Here is an 18,031-nt window from a genome sequence, read left to right on the forward strand (position 1 = left end):
GCGCAAAGGTACGAAAGGAATGGCGTTGGGCAAGGGATATAAAAAAACCGCCACGAGGGCGGTTAGATTAATTATAATATTAACAATTAATCCCCTGTCGGCTAGAGCTTCCGGCTTGTACCAAGCATTGGCATTAACGAGTTACCAATATTTTTGGCTATGAATAAAAAAACCGCCACGAGGGCGGTTGAGACTATTCGTCAATATCAATGATTCTATTTGGAGTAACTAAGTATATAAATTTATCCGTATTGGCATCAAGGCTAATAAAAAAAGTTTTCCCATCTGCTGCATCGCTTTCTATATCGTAACTGACAATATGCATTGCGACTAATGTTCCGTCTATTAATTTTTCATTTTCCTTTATACCAAGATATTTTAAGCTCTCAATATTGTACTTTGTTCCTCGCTCTTTTAAAAACCGTTTAACTTTTTCTAAAATCTGAACATCTGTCATGTGCTGTTTATTTAGGGATTTCTATTTTATTCTTCACAAGCTGGTATTCAATCCAATCAATATACCGTTCATTATGAATTAATTCATGATTATTGAATTTTTGCTTTTTTGCGTGCTTCTTAATTTGCTCATAAACATATTTTTCTCGTCTGTAAGTTCTCAACAGTTGTTCTGCATCTGTTCCACCCATTTGGGCAGAGCCTTTTAAATATTCTGCTTTTTTCAATATAAAACATTCCTCAGCGTGGAACGATTCATGGCGTAATATATAATTTGTTACACCTTCTTTATACTCGATCGTGTTCAATTCTGCAATAAACCGCGCCTCAACTCCCTCATCTGCAAATTCATCAACCTTTTTTATCTTCGTTCCAAATCGTTGTAAAAGTTCCGTTGCATGTCTTGCTATCTCACTTTCAGATAATATTTTACCCCCAAATAAGCCGTATTTTTTTATATTATCTGCTGTAAGATCCAAATATTTTGAAAGATTTGCCTGTTTCCCAGCCTTCTTCCAAATATCAAAAACCTCCCGTATCAGGTCTTTTACAGTACCCTCGGCAATTACCTCGCCTTTATAGACCAGGGCATAGCCTTTGCCTTGATAGGTAGTAAACTTTAGCTCTCCTTTCAATACTACTACGCCCAGCTCCTGTAGTTTCTTTAGCTTTATCGTGAGATTGACAGCAAATTCTTTGCTAATGTCAAGTACTGCTGCTTTAGTCCCGTTAACGAAGTTACCAATATTTTTGGCTTAAAGGTGTAAAAAACCGCCACGAGGGCGGTTGAGTGTCCGTTCAAACTTAAAATTTGATTTACTCAGGATAAAAATCCAAGTAGCTTGTGGGAGATAGTCCAAAAAGCATTTCTCCTGTTTCTGCATCAATAACTATTTCGATCAATATCTCATTTTGGTATCCTTCATAAAAATATGCCAAACTATAAGTTTTTTTTACCTGATCAGTATATTTGCCATATGGTATTTCTTCTTCCTGAAACTCTACTTTATCACTTATTCGTGTATATTCTATTTTATGTTTATCTAAATAGTTTTTTAATATCTCCCGGGCCTTCTCTTTTTTTATCATACTTATTCCAGTTTTAAAAGTTTATTTATTGTTACAGGCTGTCTTTTCTTAGGGATCTTGTCAATATCAAAACTAAAATCGACTACATTTTCGGAACCATAATCACGATAGTTTTTATTCATATACCTTTTAGCGTGTTTCAATTCTTCTTTGTTAAGATATTTCATGTGCTCTATCATTTTATCATAAACATACCACTCCCTTCTGAAAAGGCCTTGAGGTTGGGTCTTGCCGAGCTTTTCTAGCCTTATTTCAAGGTCGATTGTAAATTCTTCGGCGAGGTCGTGCACTACTGCTTTCGTCCCGTTAACGAAATCACCAATATTTTTGGCTATCGTATAAAAAAACCGCCCGGAGGCGGTTAAGTTTACAACTTACAATACGCGATACTTAAGTTTGCAGGTAAGTAGGATTTATAATTTCTTCCTGAGCTCAGCTACATAAGCATTAAACTCCTGCTCAGTTAGTTCTTCTCCATCACCGGATCTGTCATCTCTGATTTTTGTGAAATAACTCATATTTTCTTTAAACTTGCCTGTATCCCACTGGTAAGCATAAAAAGTTGAGTATTCAGGTTCTATTTCTTCGATAATAGGCCTTAAGCCATATTTATAAAATCTTTTTTCCATAAAATTATTTCATTTTAATTATTTTATCCCACGCATCACTGTGTAATTTGTTTTGTTGAACATCTAATGCCTTTCTTTTCATTTTTTCTATTTTAGTTAACCTGCGCGCTTTAGCAATAGCATCCAATTTCCTAACTTCCTTATAAAGCTTGTGGCTTTCGTCAGCAGCTTCATCCATTGTCTTTAAATGAAGCCTAAATTCAACAATATGCCCGTTTGACATTTTTATGTTTATCAAAATATCTCTATAGGCATTTGGTAAAGGCTTTAATATTCTGTCTTTAAACCTGATAATTTCTATCTTATCTTTTATTTTGTCAAGGGCTTTGTATAACTCTTCAATGGTGTTATATACAATTTTACTTCCTGCTATATCTATCAACTTTCCTGCATTCCCTTCATAATCTGCAGCAATCTTTTCAAGTGCCCGTTCACGTTCTTTTAGTCCATTAGTAGTTCCTTTTGGCCTGAACCCGGGTTTTCCGCCAGTTGCCTTTGCTAAATTCGTAGTAAGTGTTTGAAGTTCTTCATTGGCAATAGCGGCGGCAACGTAGAGTTCGTCAAGGTCTTCCGTAATTTGGGCTACTATATTAGTGGCAGTTTTGGCAGTAAGTGATTTGCTTAACTCTGTTTCAGATTGGGTTAATCCGGTTATCCGCCTCTCAGCAACCTCATCCAAGTACTTCGCAATCCCACCTTCTTTCCCAGCCTTCTTCCAAATATCCCAAACTTCCCCTATCAGGTCTTTTACAGTACCCTCGGCAATTACCTCGCCTTTATAGACCAGGGCATAGCCTTTGCCTTGATAGGTAGTAAACTTTAGCTCTCCTTTCAGGACTACAACGCCCAGTTCCTGAAGCTTCTTTATCCGGGTTACCAGGTCAAGGTTTGCAAATTCTTTGCTAATGTCAAGTACTGCTGTCTTAGTCCCGTTAACGAAATTACCAATATTTTTTGATTTTTCCGCTACCTGTGCCAGGCAATCCTGCATACCGGCAATAAGTTTTCCATCCTTTGCCAGGCGCAGCACTTTTGTCCCCGAGGTGAATATCTTACTGACCAGCAATGGGCCTGCTGTAGCAATGCCGCCCAAGATCACTACCTGGTTCCATACAGTAAGGAATTCCCGCCCTTCATCCGTTTCTTCAAGCTTTTTTTCAAAGACGGCAACCCCAATATCTGCCGCAGAAAGCGCTATGTCGGCATAAGCAAGTGCAAGCAGGAATGGCGATGCGGTGCCGAGCGATGCAATACCCAGTATAACCGCTAAAATATCGGCGCCAATACGAATGTTTTGGTGTATGTCCTGCCATTCGGCCTCATCCGAAAGGGACTTTATATATATTGCCGGGACAGGAATCGGCTGGCTATCTTTGTTTTGCGTATCAACAAGGTAAACCATATCGAGTGGCCCATAATGGCCGGAGTGCATGGGTTCAGTATTTTTTTCATAATATCCCCCTGTTTTGGTGGTATATTTCATATTGGGAGACTTAGTGGTCTCCTCAGGGATATATTTCGATGTCTCCTTAAGCTGCTCTAAAAAGATCGAATGTTCCTTTTTCTCAATATCATCTTTCGAAAAAACATTCGCATTAAAGCCATAGCCCGGGCCATAATAAAATACAGTTCCAGATTTTGCTACACCGTTGAAATCATTGTAAGCACAAAGAGCTTTCAGGATATTGGTGAACGCTGTTTTGTTGGACATAGTAACACCGTCAAAAACTGATGTGCCATCTAGGTTTTCATAAACACGGTTAACTAATTCCCTGTCGCGGCAAAGGTCTTTATAAAGCCTTACAGATTCGCTCATTGCCCTGAGCAGGTTGATCAGTGACGAGCTGCCGTCCCTCCAGCCACTAAGCCATCCTGTATCATCATGTTCTGTTAGCAATACTATGTGGCTGTACATTACCTCATAATCAAGATACAGGCTAAAGTCATCAATAATAGCTTCGGGTAGTGATTCATAAAACAGTTTCAGTTCGTTGCTGTCTTTTGTGTTTTTTATTTTTGAGGCATAAAGCCGTGAAACGGCCCCTTTATAAAAACGAAAGTCTTCCTGTCCGCCTATTTCTTTTATAAGATATAAGAAATCATTGATACTCGTTGCGGTAAGCTCGATCGCGACATACCTGTCGTCTATCCTGAAATCGCCAGTTTCAGGGGTGTCTGTAGCATCATTGCGAAATTGTTTTGTGCCTTCGTAATAAAACCGCAGGGTTCCTGTAAAAACTTTGTTGGCAGCATCAAGCTTTACAGAGCAGCCATATTCTTCGAGATAGCAAATACGCGTGTTAAGCCGTCCGGATAATGAAGCCGTCACAATTTCTCCCTTTTCATTTTTATATTTAAATCCGGTATTTGGCGATAGTTTAGGAAATGGAGACCAAGTGCCACTGCTAAAAGGATCGGTGTTTTGATTTCCCAAGAACTCGGATAAATTGGATTCCTTTGCATAATCGCAATAATTAAACAGCTCGCAGTCATCATGCATAGCTTTTTTAAGAAAGGCAGCCAGGTTCTCGAAATGGATGCCGCCATAATAAAAATTGGCAGTAAAAGGCTTATCGCAATCGGTTGCTACTTCATAAGATGTACCGGCACGCATCTCTTCCCATATAGCCCTTGAAGAGCTTCTGTACGCAGCCGGTACAGGTGTTGCGCCTTGTGTTTGCCCTGGATTGCCTGTTACCTGCGGCATCAAACTCCCCAACAAGGCATTATCGCCCTGTGTTTCCCACACCAAGGGTATACCATTTATATTATCCATACGTCATTTTTTTTAGGTAAAAGAGAGGCCTGCCCCTCCGCTATACGGAGTGACAAGCCTCAAAAAAAACTACATTAAAATTATTTAGCCATTTGTTATACCGAAGGCTTCGGGTCATCGCCTTCCAATGGTGGTTCACCGGGTTTTTCCGGCAGTTCTTCACCATTATCATCATAAGACTTCCCAATCTGGAAATTCTTCTGGCTGATAGGATTCGGAATAGTATTGCCATCCTTGTCTAAAACTTTGTACTCATCGCACTCAGGGTTACATGGAAGGCCTGTTACATCAAGCCCGATGGTTCCGGCCTGTAGCACAGTAAGCGAGGTAGGCACGCGGCTTTCCCATGTTTCTTCTACGGTTCCTTCAAGGTCTTTCATTTCTTCTACGATAGAAAGGTATAACGGGTCATCCAGTGTTGTTACCTGTCCGCCGTTCCATATCTGGCCCGTGCCCATATACCAGTTCACGGTCTCTTCAAACCCCGGCCTAACAGTGAGCACTACGCGTGCCATACCGCTTTGCAGGAACGAACGGAAAAGAGGGTCGTCGTTGTCAATGTTGTACAAATCTTTCCATAGGTCTTGTTTGGCCCAATAGAACGGATAGAAGTTGTAGCTCATAAGGTCCCACTCGAACGCCTGCTCGAAGAACTTGACGAACGCCGCATATTTTTCTAACCTTGCCTCTTTATATACAGCATTTACATCATCAGAAAGCCTTGCAGTAAGCATATTCAGTCCCATGTTCGAATGGTCAGCCAGGTAGGCGATACAGTTTTTCTTTAGCGATATATTTTCTATCTCACGGTAGAACAATGGGTTGGTAGCCACTTTTTGGCCAATAGCCGCTTTTAGCTCTTTTACCTGTTCGTCATACTCGGCTTTGCGTTTCTCATAGGCAGCAATAATGGCGTTGAATGTTTCCATCTGCCATTTCGCAAATGCTTCGTTCGAAAGCTCGGTCTTGATGGAAACAGTTACTGCGGTTAATTGGTAATTGAATGATGAACATGCTACATGGATTTTATCATAATATGGACTAATACCTTTTTCAGCAATAGGATAATGAACAGTAGCAGGACTAGAATTTGTTTGAATATAAGGTAATTTTGTATGATAGTTCCCAACACTTAAACCAGCGGATATATTGCCGGTCGCATCATCTTTTAAAGTATAATCTGCCGTAAAGCTTAACGTGAAATACCCTTCGGGAACATCAATATCCACACTTTCCTTATACATTTCATTTGGTTGGCCGGCAGGGGCTGTAACGGCTTCTGCGAACGATTTCCCAATATATTTATATTGATCTGGACAAGGTGTTACTTCTGCATTATACATGGCAGCCCAAAAAGTATAATTGGTTCTGTCAATTACGGAATGTGTTGCCATGCTTACATGGCCATCACCTGTTCTTGGGTCAATAGGCCTGATCGGGAGGTCGATATCTTTTGCCTTTATAGCAAAATTGTGGAATGCGGCAGGCTCCGGTATCATGAACTCATACATAAGGCGCTTTCCGTAGTTTACCACCTTGTTGTTGTAGATCTTGTCTACCCAACGGTACACACCCGAAATGTGCTGATTGCCTTCGCGGTTGTCATAGCCGTGCTTGTTGGTTTCCTCGTATTCCTCGATTATTTTTACGATACGCTCCTCTTTTACCTTTTGCACTACCCTTTCGAGCGCCCTTTCTGTAACTTCTTTCGCCTGTGTAATGGCTTGGTTGTCCGAATGCTCTTTAGTGGTGTTGTGGGCAAAGTCCGCTCCAATATTAAGTTGACTCTTTGGTGTAGGGTCATAGCTTGCTGAAGTATGGAGACCCATAGAGGTATCCTCAGCAAGCAGGTTGGAGACTTCACGGTTCATTTCAAAGCGATCGGTAGAGGTTGTATCGGTCAGTTTTTCCTTTTCCTGTTCTTTGGATGTGGTGGTGGTATCTTCGCTCCGGCGCAGCCTGCGGGTTGATTTTTCCTTATATTCCCGCGCCATCACATTTTCAATATTAGATACTTCTCCTGGCACATAGCAGCATACTTCCTGCTCTACCTTGCGGTAATCTGCAATTCCCAGGCGCTTTACGCCAAAGCCTGACGGCTTGTAGTCGATCACCGAATTGCGGGGCGGGATATCATTACCGTCTTCATCAGTAACTTTCATCGGTGTGTATGTAAACGTACCATCCCCCTTATATACTTTTCGCTGTTGGGCAATGCCAATGGTGGATGTGTCGTTCTCTGTGTGGCAATCCCCTGAAAAAGATATGCTTGCTCCGTTCCTTAATGTCAGGCTCCCTTCCAGTGTAATGGTTTGTGGCTGTGTGGTACTTATCTTGTTGTCCTTAAAAATTGTGGCGTGCAGGTTACTGCCTACCCATTCATATGCAAAGTCATTATGCCTTGTAATCACAGTACCATTTGCGAGGGTAACAGTAGAGTCGGCACTAAGCACTTCAATCCCGGTAACAGGCATGCCTCCTATTACCATCAACAGCGATGATTTGTCTGGCATTATACCGCTGGAATTGATATTGAAAACAGGTGGATTTGTAATTGGACTGCCGAGCTGTGGTATAGTCGCAGGCTCTGGTGAGCTGTTGTCTCCGGGATTGTCAATATCATAATTTACAGTCGGTACCTGTTGGGATAATCCGGGCTGTTGGTATGCAGACGTAGCTATTCTGTGAGAAGCACCATTATATGCAGTTGCAGTTTCTTCTTCAATGCTTTGCTCAATGAGCTCAATGGCTTCACTGAAACTACTTACACCAGATTTTTCCTTAATACTTATAAGTATGTTATAAGAATCATCAGACATCTGCTTTTTAATGTAAACATCTTCAAATTGATGTGCTGGATGAAAAGTGAACTTTGGCAGCTTAAGATCAGGATAGCTTTTTACTGTTTTCGTAAGCCCGGTATCTTTGTCAATATAGGTCTGGATCTCTACTGAAGCATTATCGTAAGCATCTTTTACAGCATCATCATGTATCCTTTTTGCTAATGCAAATTCCCGGTCGTTCCGCTTGTTAAAATCAGCCTGTGCAAGCTTCAATTCCTTTGCCACTTTTTCCAGGTCGGCTATACGCGATACAGCCAATGCCCTTCTGGCGCTTAAGTCCAAGTGGAGGGTGCTAACCGGAAGGCTGTCAAGCTTCTTTTGCAGTATCAGTTCTCTCGAAGGAACTCTTATCGTGCCAAATGACTCTTTAGGGATTATCACCCTTGCCTGGGCAAGCTTGCGCAGTTCTTTAAGGCCATCTACATACGACTTATTTTTCAGGAAGTGGTCGGCTACTAATACAGACAGGATTGCTTCCCTAACATAACCCGATTTAAAGGTAATAATCTGGTAAAAAAGATTATCCCATAATTGCAGTAAGACCGATGTATTCAATATTGGGTCAATTGCAAGAAATTCATCCAATTCTTCAAGTGTAAATGTGGACCTGTTCGATGATAGCCAAATCGCAAAATCATATAATTCCGGAGGAACAGTATTTTTGACATCCTCACGGCTTTGCCAGGCAGAAACAGAAAAATCGGTTGCAGCAGTATTAATTACATGCCTTTTGGTCTTGTCGGAAGCAGCATTAATGAGTGTAAGAAAATAGTTGTTCGCGTGCGATGTGTCAGGGTGCCTTACGAAACGAAGGTCGACTTCTTTCTTTTCGAGATGCTCCGGGGCTCTCATACTGATAAAACGGAAAAGCGTGTTTTTGATCATATATAAAATTAAATGGTTACGATGGGATCGTTTCATTAATAATGAAAAGACTCTGGTTTGTTTCAGTTTTGAAGGCCTGCAATATTTTTTTCTTATCAATGAATATTTTTTTCTTCGAAAACTCTTATAGTTGTGCAAAAACACGTAATTTTGAACCTGAAGCTAAAAAAATGAAATTATGGTATCGCAAAGAGTGGGAGAATATATAGAGGCAAAAGGAATCAGTTATTATGCTTTCGAAAATAGTCTTGGTGCCAGCCGTGGCAGTATTTCTAAAGCAGTTAAGGATGGTAAAAGCATTGGCTCGAATATGCTGGAAAAAATTCTTGCAACCTATACCGACCTTAATCCCTCATGGCTGCTTACAGGCCAGGGCGAGATGCTTTTGGAAAGTGAAGACGCTGGGACTACCATAAAAACTTACCGCCTGAAGACCGATACTGCTGTAGAAAGCCAGCAGATACCGTTATACGACCTTGAAGCCGTTGCGGGACTCGTTCCGATATTTTCAAGCAACAGTGTCCAAAAACCTATCGACCATATCTCGATACCGCACCTGCCGAAATGTGATGGCGCCGTATATGTTACCGGAGACAGTATGTACCCGTTGCTGAAAAGCGGCGATATTGTTATGTATAAAGAGATACAGGATATACAGAATGGTATCTTCTGGGGCGAGATGTACCTGCTCGGAATCGATATGGGTAGCGGTGAAGAATATATTACCGTGAAATACATCCAGCGGTCCGAATATCCCGGCTGTGTGAAACTTGTAAGTGAGAACCCGCACCACCAGGCCAAGGACATTGAAATGGACAAGATCCGTGCCCTTGCATTAGTGAAAGCCAGCATCCGTGTCAACGCGATGAACTAATTCTCCACAAAATATTCTACATAATTCCCCAAGAGTCTACACTTCTGCATGTGCTATGGAATGTGGTACTTGGCATAATTTTTATTTTTAAACAGTTGTTTTTTAGTAAGTTATAATGTGTTTATTCCGAATTGGATTATGCAATTGGCATTGAGGCATTGATCTTGCCTTATACATTGGCAGAAGACATAATCTAAACAACGATATAATATGAAAAAGTTATTTTTAAGTGCCTTAATGCTTACAGGAGTAATGTCAATGGCGCAGGAAACCACTACGAAACAAACAGAAACGACTACTAAACCACAGCCGGCACAAACGACTGCTAATCCGCAGCCGGCACAAACAACGCAGACAACTGCTATGCAGAGTACCGAAGTGAAAACTACGGCACAACCTAAAACGGCACAGCCTGCTGAAGTAAAGAAAACGGGAGCTACCGTTAAGGAAGAGAAAGCCACCGTAAAAAAGGCTGACCCTGCTAAAAAGTCTAACTAATTTTTTAGCGCCTATATATATATCCATAGCAAAACAGGTTTTTATCTATTTTATCTGTTTTCACAAACCTCTGGTCCGCAACAACCAGAGGTTTTTTTGTATACGATATTTCAAATTATATAATTAAGTCTCATTGGAAATGTTTAGATGCCGCTCCTTTGGAGCTCAGGTGGACATGGCTGGAATTTTTGCTATAAATATGCCGTCCCTTCGGGACTCATCAGTGGCAGCCCCAGTGATTGACTATGATTACCTCAGATTTCCTGAGGAGCAGCATGCGAATTATTTAAACTCTTCCGAACACTTAATGTTTAGTCCTGTCAGGTCTTGAATTATATAAAATTACAAAAGCGGCACCAACCGGCACCGCTTTTGTAATTTGGTATTTGTATTTTGGAATTTACTCAACTATTTCGTTCCTCTCACAAACACGTTATTCTCTCTGTTCACATCGGCCATAAGGTCCGTAGGGTCTATAACAAAAACCTGTATGGAAGCTTTTGGCTTATTGATGGTGAACTCATACGTTTGATGGCCCCAATCCCAAGTGTCAAGAACATTTCTTTTCAGCTTCGGGAACGGATTGTCTTTTATAAAATGCATCATTTGCAACGGTATGTAATAGCTTTCCTGCGTACCATCATCGGATACAACAATGATATCCAACGGCATCGGCATACGGCCTATCCTTTCCAAAGTTACTTTGGTTGCGTTTCCTTCTTCCTTCATTTCCTTAATGCCATAGTCTATGGTATTGGTCGTTTCTGCCCAGTCGGTAAGGTACCAGTCGAGGTGGGCACCGCTTAATTTTTCTGCAGTACGTTTAATGTCCATCGGGGTAGGGTGGGTAAACTTATAGTCGGCATAATACCGCTTTATAGTTTTAGCCAATTTGTCTTCGCCAATTAGATAACCCAATTGCGAAAGGAATATTTCACCTTTGCTGTAGGATGCAATACTGTATAGCATGTTTTGGTCAAAACGGTCGGCCTGAGTTGTCAGTGGCTGCTCTTTACCTGTTTTTACCATATAAAAATAGTTGGAATACGCTCCTGCAAAAGGGTTAGGCTCTTCCTCGCCTTTCTTTACCACAGGAGGCATTACAGCCTGCATGGCCAAGGCTTCGACATAGGAGGTAAAGCCCTCATCCATCCAGCCGTGCTTTGTCTCGTTAGAAGCTAACACATGCTGGAACCACGAGTGCCCAAACTCATGCACGGTCACTTCAACGAGGCCTTCATAAGTATGTCCGGTGATAAGCGTACACATGGCATATTCCATACCGCCGTCGCCGCCCTGTATAACAGAGTATTGCTTGTAAGGGTAATTGCCAATAGTCTTATTGTAAAACTTGAGTATCTCAGCGGTTTTAGGCTGCAATTTCTTCCAGCCTTCGATGTTTTCCGGGGTGTTCTTATAAAAGAAATGAAGCTCTGTATTGTTGTCTCCCATTATTTTGTCGTGCGCATAATTATTGTCCGCGCCCCATGCAAAATCGTGTACCATAGGCGCTACAAAATGCCAGGTAAGCGTTTTGGCTTTCTTCGGATACTTCACTTCTACACCTGCGTCCTGGTAGCCTTTGCCTATCTCGTTCTTGTTCTGGAGATAACCTGTACCACCAATGGTGTAGTCTTTATCTATGGTGATCTTTACATCAAAATCGCCCCATACACCATGAAATTCGCGCGCTATGTAAGCATTGGCATGCCAGCCCTCAAAATCATATTCCGCCATTTTTGGATACCACTGTGTCATCGACAGCGCTACTCCCTCCGCATTGTTCCTGCCGCTGCGGCGCACCTGCAAGGGTATCTGACCGTCAAAATTTAAGGTAAAAGTTGTAGATTTTCCGGGCAATATTGGCTTGGCCAATTCTACTTCAAGAATAGTCCCTGCCACTTTATTACGAATGTCTGTCCCGTCCTGTTTCAGGTTGGTTATTTTCAGGTAGCCTATCTCATCAGGCTTCAGTGCACTGATACGGCTTTCCTTTATGGTTTTGTCGCCGCTCTTAAAGCTTTTTACCATCCTTTTATCAGGATCGGAAATCGCTTTCAGGCGAGCATCCATTTCGCTGCCGGGCTGGAAAGCGTTGTTGTACAAATGGTAAAAAACGCGATAAAGCGTATCGGGCGAATTGTTAGTGTATACCAGTTCCTGCTTGCCTGTGTATTTATACGTTTTTACATCCATGGAAACATCCATTTTGTAATTTACGTGCTGCTGCCAGTAGCCGGGATTAGGGTTGTGCTGTGCAAAAAGGCCCGAAGCCGATAGTAATGCTGCTAAGAGTAATTTTTTCATGTGCTAAAAATAAAAAAACGGAAGGGATTTCGCCCTTCCGTTACATCTTTTTTGTCGGATTATTTTTTTCTTGACATCTTATCTGCAAGGATAATGGCATTGTAAGCATTCACGATCCTGCCCGACCTTGAAAGCTCGCTGAACGACCTCAGGTCTTTAGGGTCGCCGCCTAATGCTACATCCATGCTTATAGGGAGCCCTGAATCCATAAGGATATGTTTTACCTGAGAAGCCGTAAGGTTCGGGTAATAAGAACGGATAAGCGCTGCCACACCCGCCACATTTGGCGAAGCCATCGATGTTCCCGCAAGGAATTCATAGGTGTTATTCGGTGTAGTGGCGTAGATCTGTACTCCCGGGCCAAATACATCCACATCTGTTTTTCCGTAGTTAGAGAAATCAGCGATAAGCTCCGGACCGTAAGCGTTGCTTATAGCACCCACGCAAAGGAAGTTATCTGATATCTCTGTAGCAGAGTTCATGTCATCATTCGGGTAGCGTTCTGCAACAGCACCGGCAGGGTCAAGGTCTTTGCTTTCGTTACCGGCCGCACAAACGATCAGTACATCTTTTTGCGCAGCATATTTTATGGCATCATATACCCAGTCACTGTGCGTTGAGTAATATTTTCCAAAGCTACCGTTGATCACTTTAGCGCCATTGTCTACAGCATAACGGATAGCCAAGGCTACGTCTTTGTCGTATTCATCGCCATCCGGCACCGCACGCACCGACATTATCGCTACATTGTTGCTGGCGATACCGTCTCCGCCGAGGTTATTATTACGCACCTGCGCTATGATTCCCGCTACGTGTGTACCGTGCTTAGCGCCATCTTTTACAGGGCCTATAACATTGTTGTTGCCGTATTTGCGGTCATTGATATCGTCAGGGTTATCGCCTACGATGCTGCGCCCGTCGAATTTCTGGTTGAGGTTATATTTCAGGGTATTTTCAAAATGCTCTTTGGCGCCGCTTATCTCCTTGTCAAATTCTTCTTTCGATATATCGCTGAAGATACCTATGAATCCCTGCTTTGCTTCTTCAAGTCTCGAATCGCTAAGTTTGAGGTTTTTCAGGTCTTCAACGGTATAATTCTTCTTACCGGTTTTTTCCTGGAATATCTTGTCAATGTTGGCAATACCATCTATTTTTTGCTTTTCGGCCATAGCTTCACGGTATTCCTTGTCATATTCGGCTTTAGCTTTTTTATACCTCGCCGATCCGTCATCACCTTTTTTCAGGATACGTACAAACTCCAGGTTTTCATGCTCGGCATCACCAAGGAAGTTCCATCCGTGTACATCATCAATATAGCCGTTGTTGTCATCGTCTTTATTGTTTCCTGCAATTTCTTTAGGATTGGTCCATATCACCGGCATAAGATCAGGGTGTTCGATATCCACACCCGAGTCAACCACGCCAACAACTATTTTTGTGCTTTTCCTGTCTTTAAGCAATTCATAAGCCCTGTCAACGCTCATTCCGGGAATAGTGTCTTTTACAAGATCCAGGTGGCTCCAGCGTTTTTCCTGCGTATCACTGAGCGGTGCTTTTTTTGCAGTTATCGAAGTGGGTATGGCAATAGGCTCTGCTGTTATGCTTTTGGTAGCGCTGCAGCCTGCAAGGAACAAGGCGAGGGCAGCCGACAGATAAAGTGATCTGAATTTCATGTTATTGAGTTTACATTTAAAAAATAGGTCTAAAATTATCGGTTTTTGTTACAGCGGGCCGGAGCATTAACATTAAATTAAGATATCGCTATATCCAAATACCTCTTTCAGCCTCACGCCTTTATCGGTATGCTCAACAGTGATCATTTCATTATGCGCATCATGCTCAAGGAAAAGATAGTACCCATTATCAGCGGCTGCATTCATGAATTTTGCTTTTTCATCCAATGTCAGCAACGGTCGGGTATCGTAACCCATAACATACGGAAGGGGAATATGCCCCGCAGTAGGCAACAGGTCGGCCATAAATACGATGGTCTTGCCGTTGTAATTGATGTGCGGTATCATTTGCTTTTCTGTATGCCCGTCGGCAAAAAATATCCCGAAGCCCAGTTCGCTTTCCGCAAGAAAATCGCCTTCCGGCCTGTTGATGAATTTCAGCTGGCCGCTTTCCTGCATCGGCAGGATATTTTCAGTAAGGAACGATGCTTTTTCGCGAGCATTGGGTTTGGTGGCCCATTCCCAGTGCTTGTCATTGGTCCAATAGCTGGCGTTTTTAAAGGCAGGCTCATAACCGGTGCGGTCTTTGTTCCACTGCACGCTGCCCCCGCAATGATCGAAATGCAGGTGGGTCATGAACACATCGGTAATATCATCCCTGTGGAAGCCATATTTGGCAAGGGACTTATCGGTATTATGGTCTCCCCAAAGCGAGTAATAGCCAAAGAACTTGTCACTCTGCTTGTTGCCCATCCCGGTATCGATGAGTATCAGTTTGTTGCCGTCTTCAATAAGTAGGCAGCGGGCAGCAATATCTATAAGGTTGTTTTCATCGGCAGGGTTGGTCTTCGTCCATAATGTCTTTGGCACCACGCCAAACATTGCACCACCGTCGAGCTTAAAATTTCCGGTTTCTATAGGATAGAGTTTCATTTTTTAGTTTGTTTGTAATGCAAATTAAGCTTAATTTGATTTAAAGACAAAAGATGGGTAAAGTAATGCAGTACGAATTTTGCCAATATTGCCCCGAACAATCATCCATAGTTACATTATGGTAAAGGTGTAGGTATATTACAAAACTAAAATTTAATTTCGCATTAATATTAATCTCTTTACCCATGGACAGCATTATAGATCCTATTCAAAACCTGATAGACAAAGGAGAACGCCACAACAGTACAGGCCACGAGTATTTTGCATCATCGACAACAAAATTGTTGCTTCATTCATTTTCCATGTTTAAAGAGATTCCGTATGAGCGTAGTGAACAATTCGTAATCCCGGAAGCCTATATCAAATTCCTGCAAACGGTAGATAATGATACGGTTGCGCCATTGCCGGGCAAGGAACTTTATATTTACGGCTTTTACGGAATGGTCACCCATACATTTGACTATTTTGACGGCGAAGGCGACCTTGGCGATGCACCTGCCTTTTGGCTTGCGGTGGGGCACCGAAACGACAGGGGCAACTTTTTCCTCTGCTGCGACAAGGCATCGGATCTCTATGGGCAGGTTGGCGAATTTTATGACAGTACCCCTTTTAGAGATGAAGATGATTTTTACGATATAGGGGTTGACTTTCCCGACTTTTGCAAAAACGTAATGGATGGGAAAGTATATTAAGAATCCAATTTAGACTTTACGCTCCCACAACCTTTCAATGTGCATAAATAGGACCTATCCCTGTATAGTCATAAAATAGGCTGTTAATATTGCATTATCTAAAAATGTGGTATCTTTGTACCCAATTTAGATTAATTCCAAGTTATAAAGTTATGATAAAAGTATCTGAAACAGCAAAGAAGAGAGTTGCGCTGCTTATGGAGGACGAGGGTTTCAATCCATCGACCGACTATGTAAGGGTAGGCGTAAAGAGTGGCGGATGTTCAGGCTTGTCGTACGAACTTAAGTTTGACAGTGCCCTGGGCGAAAATGATAAAGTATTCGAAGACAATGACATAAAGATAGCCGTAGATAAAAAAAGCTTCCTGTACCTTGCAGGCACGATACTCGAATATTCGGGCGGGCTTAACGGTAAAGGCTTTGTTTTCAACAACCCGAATGCGCAAAGGACGTGCGGGTGTGGGGAGAGTTTTTCTTTATAGTTATAAAGTTGAAGGTTAAAAAGTTATAAAGTTTCTGTATGGCGAAATTACATTCCTTTGAAGAAATTATTTCATGGCAAAAAGCAAGGGAATTAAATTCAGAAATATACAGAGTTACCAATAACAATGAGATCTTCAATAAGGATTATGGACTGAGAGACCAAATGAGGAGAGCAAGCATATCTGTATCTTCTAATATTGCAGAAGGTTTTGAAAGGGAAACAACAAAGGAGTTTATACGATTTCTTTATATTGCCAAAGCATCTGCTGGAGAATTCAGGTCTCAGCTTTATTTGGCTTCAGATTTAGGCTATATTACTAATAGTGAATTCTATAGCCTTAATGAGAAGGTGAATGAGATATCAAAGTTATTAAGTGGATTTATAAAGTACCTGATCGGAACTTTATAACATTAAAACTTTAAACATTAAAACTACTAATGACAAAATACACTGAAGAGGAATTAAAGATCGAACTCGAGACCAAAGAGTATGAGTACGGTTTTTATACTGACATAGAATCGGATACGTTCCCCATCGGCCTCAATGAGGACGTTGTGAGGGCGCTTTCTAAAAAGAAAGATGAGCCGCAATGGATGACCGACTGGCGCCTTGAGGCTTTTCGTGCGTGGAAAGAAATGACCGAACCCACCTGGGCCAACGTGCATTATGAGAAGCCGGATTTCCAGGCGATATCCTACTACTCTGCACCAAAGGCTATTGATGCCAGTAAAACGCTTGATGATGTAGACCCCGAATTATTGGCGATGTACAAAAAGCTCGGCATCTCTATTGATGAGCAAAAGATGATGAACAATGTCGCAATGGATATTGTTGTTGATTCTGTGTCGGTTGCTACCACATTTAAAAAGACACTGGCTGAGAAAGGTATTATTTTCTGCCCTATTTCCGAAGCCATTAAAGAGCATCCGGAACTGGTTCAAAGATACTTGGGATCTGTAGTGCCGCAAAAAGATAATTTCTATGCAGCGCTGAACTCGGCCGTGTTTTCCGACGGGTCGTTCTGCTATATCCCGAAGGGGGTAAGGTGCCCAATGGAATTGAGTACGTATTTTCGTATCAACCAGGCGGGCACAGGGCAATTTGAGCGTACGCTGGTCATTGCCGATGAAGGCAGCTACGTGAGCTACCTTGAAGGCTGTACCGCTCCAAGCCGTGACGAGAACCAGCTGCATGCCGCAGTGGTAGAGCTTATCGCAATGGACGATGCCGAGATAAAATATTCAACTGTACAAAACTGGTTTCCGGGCAATAAAGAAGGTAAAGGCGGGGTGTACAATTTCGTAACCAAGCGAGGTATCTGCGAAAAGAATGCGAAAATATCCTGGACACAGGTAGAGACGGGTTCTGCAGTAACATGGAAATACCCAAGCTGCGTGCTGAAAGGCGATAACTCGGTAGGGGAATTCTATTCCATTGCCGTGACCAACAATTATCAGCAGGCCGATACCGGTACCAAGATGATCCACCTTGGCAAGAACACCAAAAGCACTATTATATCCAAAGGTATCTCTGCGGGAAAATCGCAAAACAGCTACCGCGGACTAGTACAAATAGGTTCAAGAGCCGATAACGCACGCAACTTTTCGCAATGTGACTCGCTGCTGATGGGCAATGCCTGCGGTGCGCATACGTTCCCGTATATCGAATCGAAAAACACTTCGGCCAAAATAGAGCATGAGGCAACAACCAGCAAGATCGGTGAAGACCAGGTGTTCTATTGCAACCAAAGGGGAATCCCAACGGAGAAAGCTATCGCTCTTATCGTGAACGGTTTCAGCAAGGAAGTCCTCAATAAGCTACCAATGGAATTTGCGGTTGAGGCACAGAAGTTATTGGAGATTTCATTAGAGGGATCTGTAGGTTAATATTTG

General features: G+C 42.2%; 16 protein-coding genes. 6 read left to right on the plus strand and 10 right to left on the minus strand.

Annotated elements, in window-relative coordinates; genetic code table 11:
* Positions 1 to 193: 193 nt before the first annotated feature.
* From AAEO56_RS17535 to AAEO56_RS17565, 7 genes are all read right to left on the minus strand, one after another.
* Positions 194 to 457: a hypothetical protein gene (locus AAEO56_RS17535; protein ID WP_341698374.1), complete on the minus strand. Its 264-nt coding sequence runs from the start codon at positions 455 to 457 to the stop codon at positions 194 to 196.
* A 7-nt stretch (positions 458 to 464) separates the two neighbouring features.
* Positions 465 to 1,091, minus strand: a complete 627-nt coding sequence (locus AAEO56_RS17540; RefSeq protein ID WP_341698375.1) for a zincin-like metallopeptidase toxin domain-containing protein — start codon at positions 1,089 to 1,091, stop codon at positions 465 to 467.
* Positions 1,092 to 1,272: 181 nt separating this feature from the next.
* Positions 1,273 to 1,545: a hypothetical protein gene (locus AAEO56_RS17545; RefSeq protein ID WP_341698376.1), complete on the minus strand. Its 273-nt coding sequence runs from the start codon at positions 1,543 to 1,545 to the stop codon at positions 1,273 to 1,275.
* A 2-nt stretch (positions 1,546 to 1,547) separates the two neighbouring features.
* Entirely contained in the window at positions 1,548 to 1,835 is a 288-nt protein-coding gene (locus tag AAEO56_RS17550) for a hypothetical protein (protein ID WP_341698377.1), read from the minus strand.
* Positions 1,836 to 1,958: 123 nt separating this feature from the next.
* Positions 1,959 to 2,174 (minus strand): hypothetical protein, encoded by a 216-nt coding sequence (locus tag AAEO56_RS17555; RefSeq protein ID WP_341698378.1) that lies wholly within the window; start codon positions 2,172 to 2,174, stop codon positions 1,959 to 1,961.
* A 4-nt stretch (positions 2,175 to 2,178) separates the two neighbouring features.
* Positions 2,179 to 4,950, minus strand: coding sequence for a nucleotidyltransferase family protein (locus AAEO56_RS17560; RefSeq protein WP_341698379.1), 2,772 nt, complete (start codon positions 4,948 to 4,950; stop codon positions 2,179 to 2,181).
* Positions 4,951 to 5,045: 95 nt separating this feature from the next.
* On the minus strand, positions 5,046 to 8,678 hold the full coding sequence (locus AAEO56_RS17565; RefSeq protein ID WP_341698380.1) for a hypothetical protein: 3,633 nt from the start codon (positions 8,676 to 8,678) through the stop codon (positions 5,046 to 5,048).
* A 178-nt stretch (positions 8,679 to 8,856) separates the two neighbouring features.
* Between AAEO56_RS17565 and AAEO56_RS17570 the strand changes: the two genes are divergently transcribed.
* Positions 8,857 to 9,552 carry a S24 family peptidase gene (locus AAEO56_RS17570; protein ID WP_341698381.1) on the plus strand — a complete coding sequence of 232 codons (696 nt, stop codon included), beginning with the start codon at positions 8,857 to 8,859 and terminating at the stop codon, positions 9,550 to 9,552.
* Between the two features lie 210 nt (positions 9,553 to 9,762).
* The gene (locus tag AAEO56_RS17575) at positions 9,763 to 10,050 is read left to right on the plus strand and encodes a hypothetical protein (protein ID WP_341698382.1); all 288 of its coding nucleotides are present in this window, start codon (positions 9,763 to 9,765) and stop codon (positions 10,048 to 10,050) included.
* Between the two features lie 408 nt (positions 10,051 to 10,458).
* Here the strand turns inward: AAEO56_RS17575 and AAEO56_RS17580 are convergent, their stop codons facing one another.
* The 3 genes from AAEO56_RS17580 to AAEO56_RS17590 all read right to left on the minus strand — a co-directional run bounded on the left by AAEO56_RS17580 (position 10,459) and on the right by AAEO56_RS17590 (position 14,963).
* Positions 10,459 to 12,357, minus strand: coding sequence for a M1 family metallopeptidase (locus AAEO56_RS17580; RefSeq protein WP_341698383.1), 1,899 nt, complete (start codon positions 12,355 to 12,357; stop codon positions 10,459 to 10,461).
* Between the two features lie 59 nt (positions 12,358 to 12,416).
* Positions 12,417 to 14,030: a S8 family peptidase gene (locus tag AAEO56_RS17585; protein WP_341698384.1), complete on the minus strand. Its 1,614-nt coding sequence runs from the start codon at positions 14,028 to 14,030 to the stop codon at positions 12,417 to 12,419.
* Positions 14,031 to 14,102: 72 nt separating this feature from the next.
* A complete protein-coding gene (locus AAEO56_RS17590) occupies positions 14,103 to 14,963 on the minus strand; it encodes an MBL fold metallo-hydrolase (RefSeq protein WP_341698385.1) in 861 nt (286 codons plus the stop codon).
* A 185-nt stretch (positions 14,964 to 15,148) separates the two neighbouring features.
* Between AAEO56_RS17590 and AAEO56_RS17595 the strand changes: the two genes are divergently transcribed.
* The 4 genes from AAEO56_RS17595 (at position 15,149) to sufB (ending at position 18,025) form a co-directional block, all read left to right on the plus strand.
* Complete coding sequence (locus AAEO56_RS17595; protein ID WP_341698386.1) at positions 15,149 to 15,655, plus strand: hypothetical protein; 507 nt, start codon at positions 15,149 to 15,151, stop codon at positions 15,653 to 15,655.
* A 152-nt stretch (positions 15,656 to 15,807) separates the two neighbouring features.
* Complete coding sequence (locus AAEO56_RS17600) at positions 15,808 to 16,137, plus strand: HesB/IscA family protein (protein WP_341698387.1); 330 nt, start codon at positions 15,808 to 15,810, stop codon at positions 16,135 to 16,137.
* 38 nt (positions 16,138 to 16,175) lie between these two features.
* Positions 16,176 to 16,547 (plus strand): four helix bundle protein, encoded by a 372-nt coding sequence (locus tag AAEO56_RS17605; RefSeq protein ID WP_341698388.1) that lies wholly within the window; start codon positions 16,176 to 16,178, stop codon positions 16,545 to 16,547.
* Positions 16,548 to 16,576: 29 nt separating this feature from the next.
* Entirely contained in the window at positions 16,577 to 18,025 is a 1,449-nt protein-coding gene (gene sufB, locus AAEO56_RS17610; RefSeq protein WP_341698389.1) for a Fe-S cluster assembly protein SufB, read from the plus strand.
* Positions 18,026 to 18,031: the final 6 nt, after the last annotated feature.

It is taken from the genome of Flavobacterium arundinis (assembly GCF_038289855.1).
GTDB lineage: Bacteria > Bacteroidota > Bacteroidia > Flavobacteriales > Flavobacteriaceae > Flavobacterium > Flavobacterium arundinis.

What these genes read in the sequence shown, in the direction of transcription:
- AAEO56_RS17560 (WP_341698379.1), bottom strand. Translation starts at nt 4,950, where the DNA reads ATGGATAATATAAATGGTATACCCTTGGTGTGGGAAACACAGGGCGAT.
- AAEO56_RS17605 (WP_341698388.1), top strand. Translation starts at nt 16,176, where the DNA reads ATGGCGAAATTACATTCCTTTGAAGAAATTATTTCATGGCAAAAAGCA.
- AAEO56_RS17575 (WP_341698382.1), top strand. Translation starts at nt 9,763, where the DNA reads ATGAAAAAGTTATTTTTAAGTGCCTTAATGCTTACAGGAGTAATGTCA.
- AAEO56_RS17565 (WP_341698380.1), bottom strand. Translation starts at nt 8,678, where the DNA reads ATGATCAAAAACACGCTTTTCCGTTTTATCAGTATGAGAGCCCCGGAG.
- AAEO56_RS17595 (WP_341698386.1), top strand. Translation starts at nt 15,149, where the DNA reads ATGGACAGCATTATAGATCCTATTCAAAACCTGATAGACAAAGGAGAA.
- AAEO56_RS17545 (WP_341698376.1), bottom strand. Translation starts at nt 1,545, where the DNA reads ATGATAAAAAAAGAGAAGGCCCGGGAGATATTAAAAAACTATTTAGAT.
- AAEO56_RS17585 (WP_341698384.1), bottom strand. Translation starts at nt 14,030, where the DNA reads ATGAAATTCAGATCACTTTATCTGTCGGCTGCCCTCGCCTTGTTCCTT.
- AAEO56_RS17580 (WP_341698383.1), bottom strand. Translation starts at nt 12,357, where the DNA reads ATGAAAAAATTACTCTTAGCAGCATTACTATCGGCTTCGGGCCTTTTT.
- sufB (WP_341698389.1), top strand. Translation starts at nt 16,577, where the DNA reads ATGACAAAATACACTGAAGAGGAATTAAAGATCGAACTCGAGACCAAA.
- AAEO56_RS17590 (WP_341698385.1), bottom strand. Translation starts at nt 14,963, where the DNA reads ATGAAACTCTATCCTATAGAAACCGGAAATTTTAAGCTCGACGGTGGT.
- AAEO56_RS17600 (WP_341698387.1), top strand. Translation starts at nt 15,808, where the DNA reads ATGATAAAAGTATCTGAAACAGCAAAGAAGAGAGTTGCGCTGCTTATG.
- AAEO56_RS17570 (WP_341698381.1), top strand. Translation starts at nt 8,857, where the DNA reads ATGGTATCGCAAAGAGTGGGAGAATATATAGAGGCAAAAGGAATCAGT.
- AAEO56_RS17555 (WP_341698378.1), bottom strand. Translation starts at nt 2,174, where the DNA reads ATGGAAAAAAGATTTTATAAATATGGCTTAAGGCCTATTATCGAAGAA.
- AAEO56_RS17535 (WP_341698374.1), bottom strand. Translation starts at nt 457, where the DNA reads ATGACAGATGTTCAGATTTTAGAAAAAGTTAAACGGTTTTTAAAAGAG.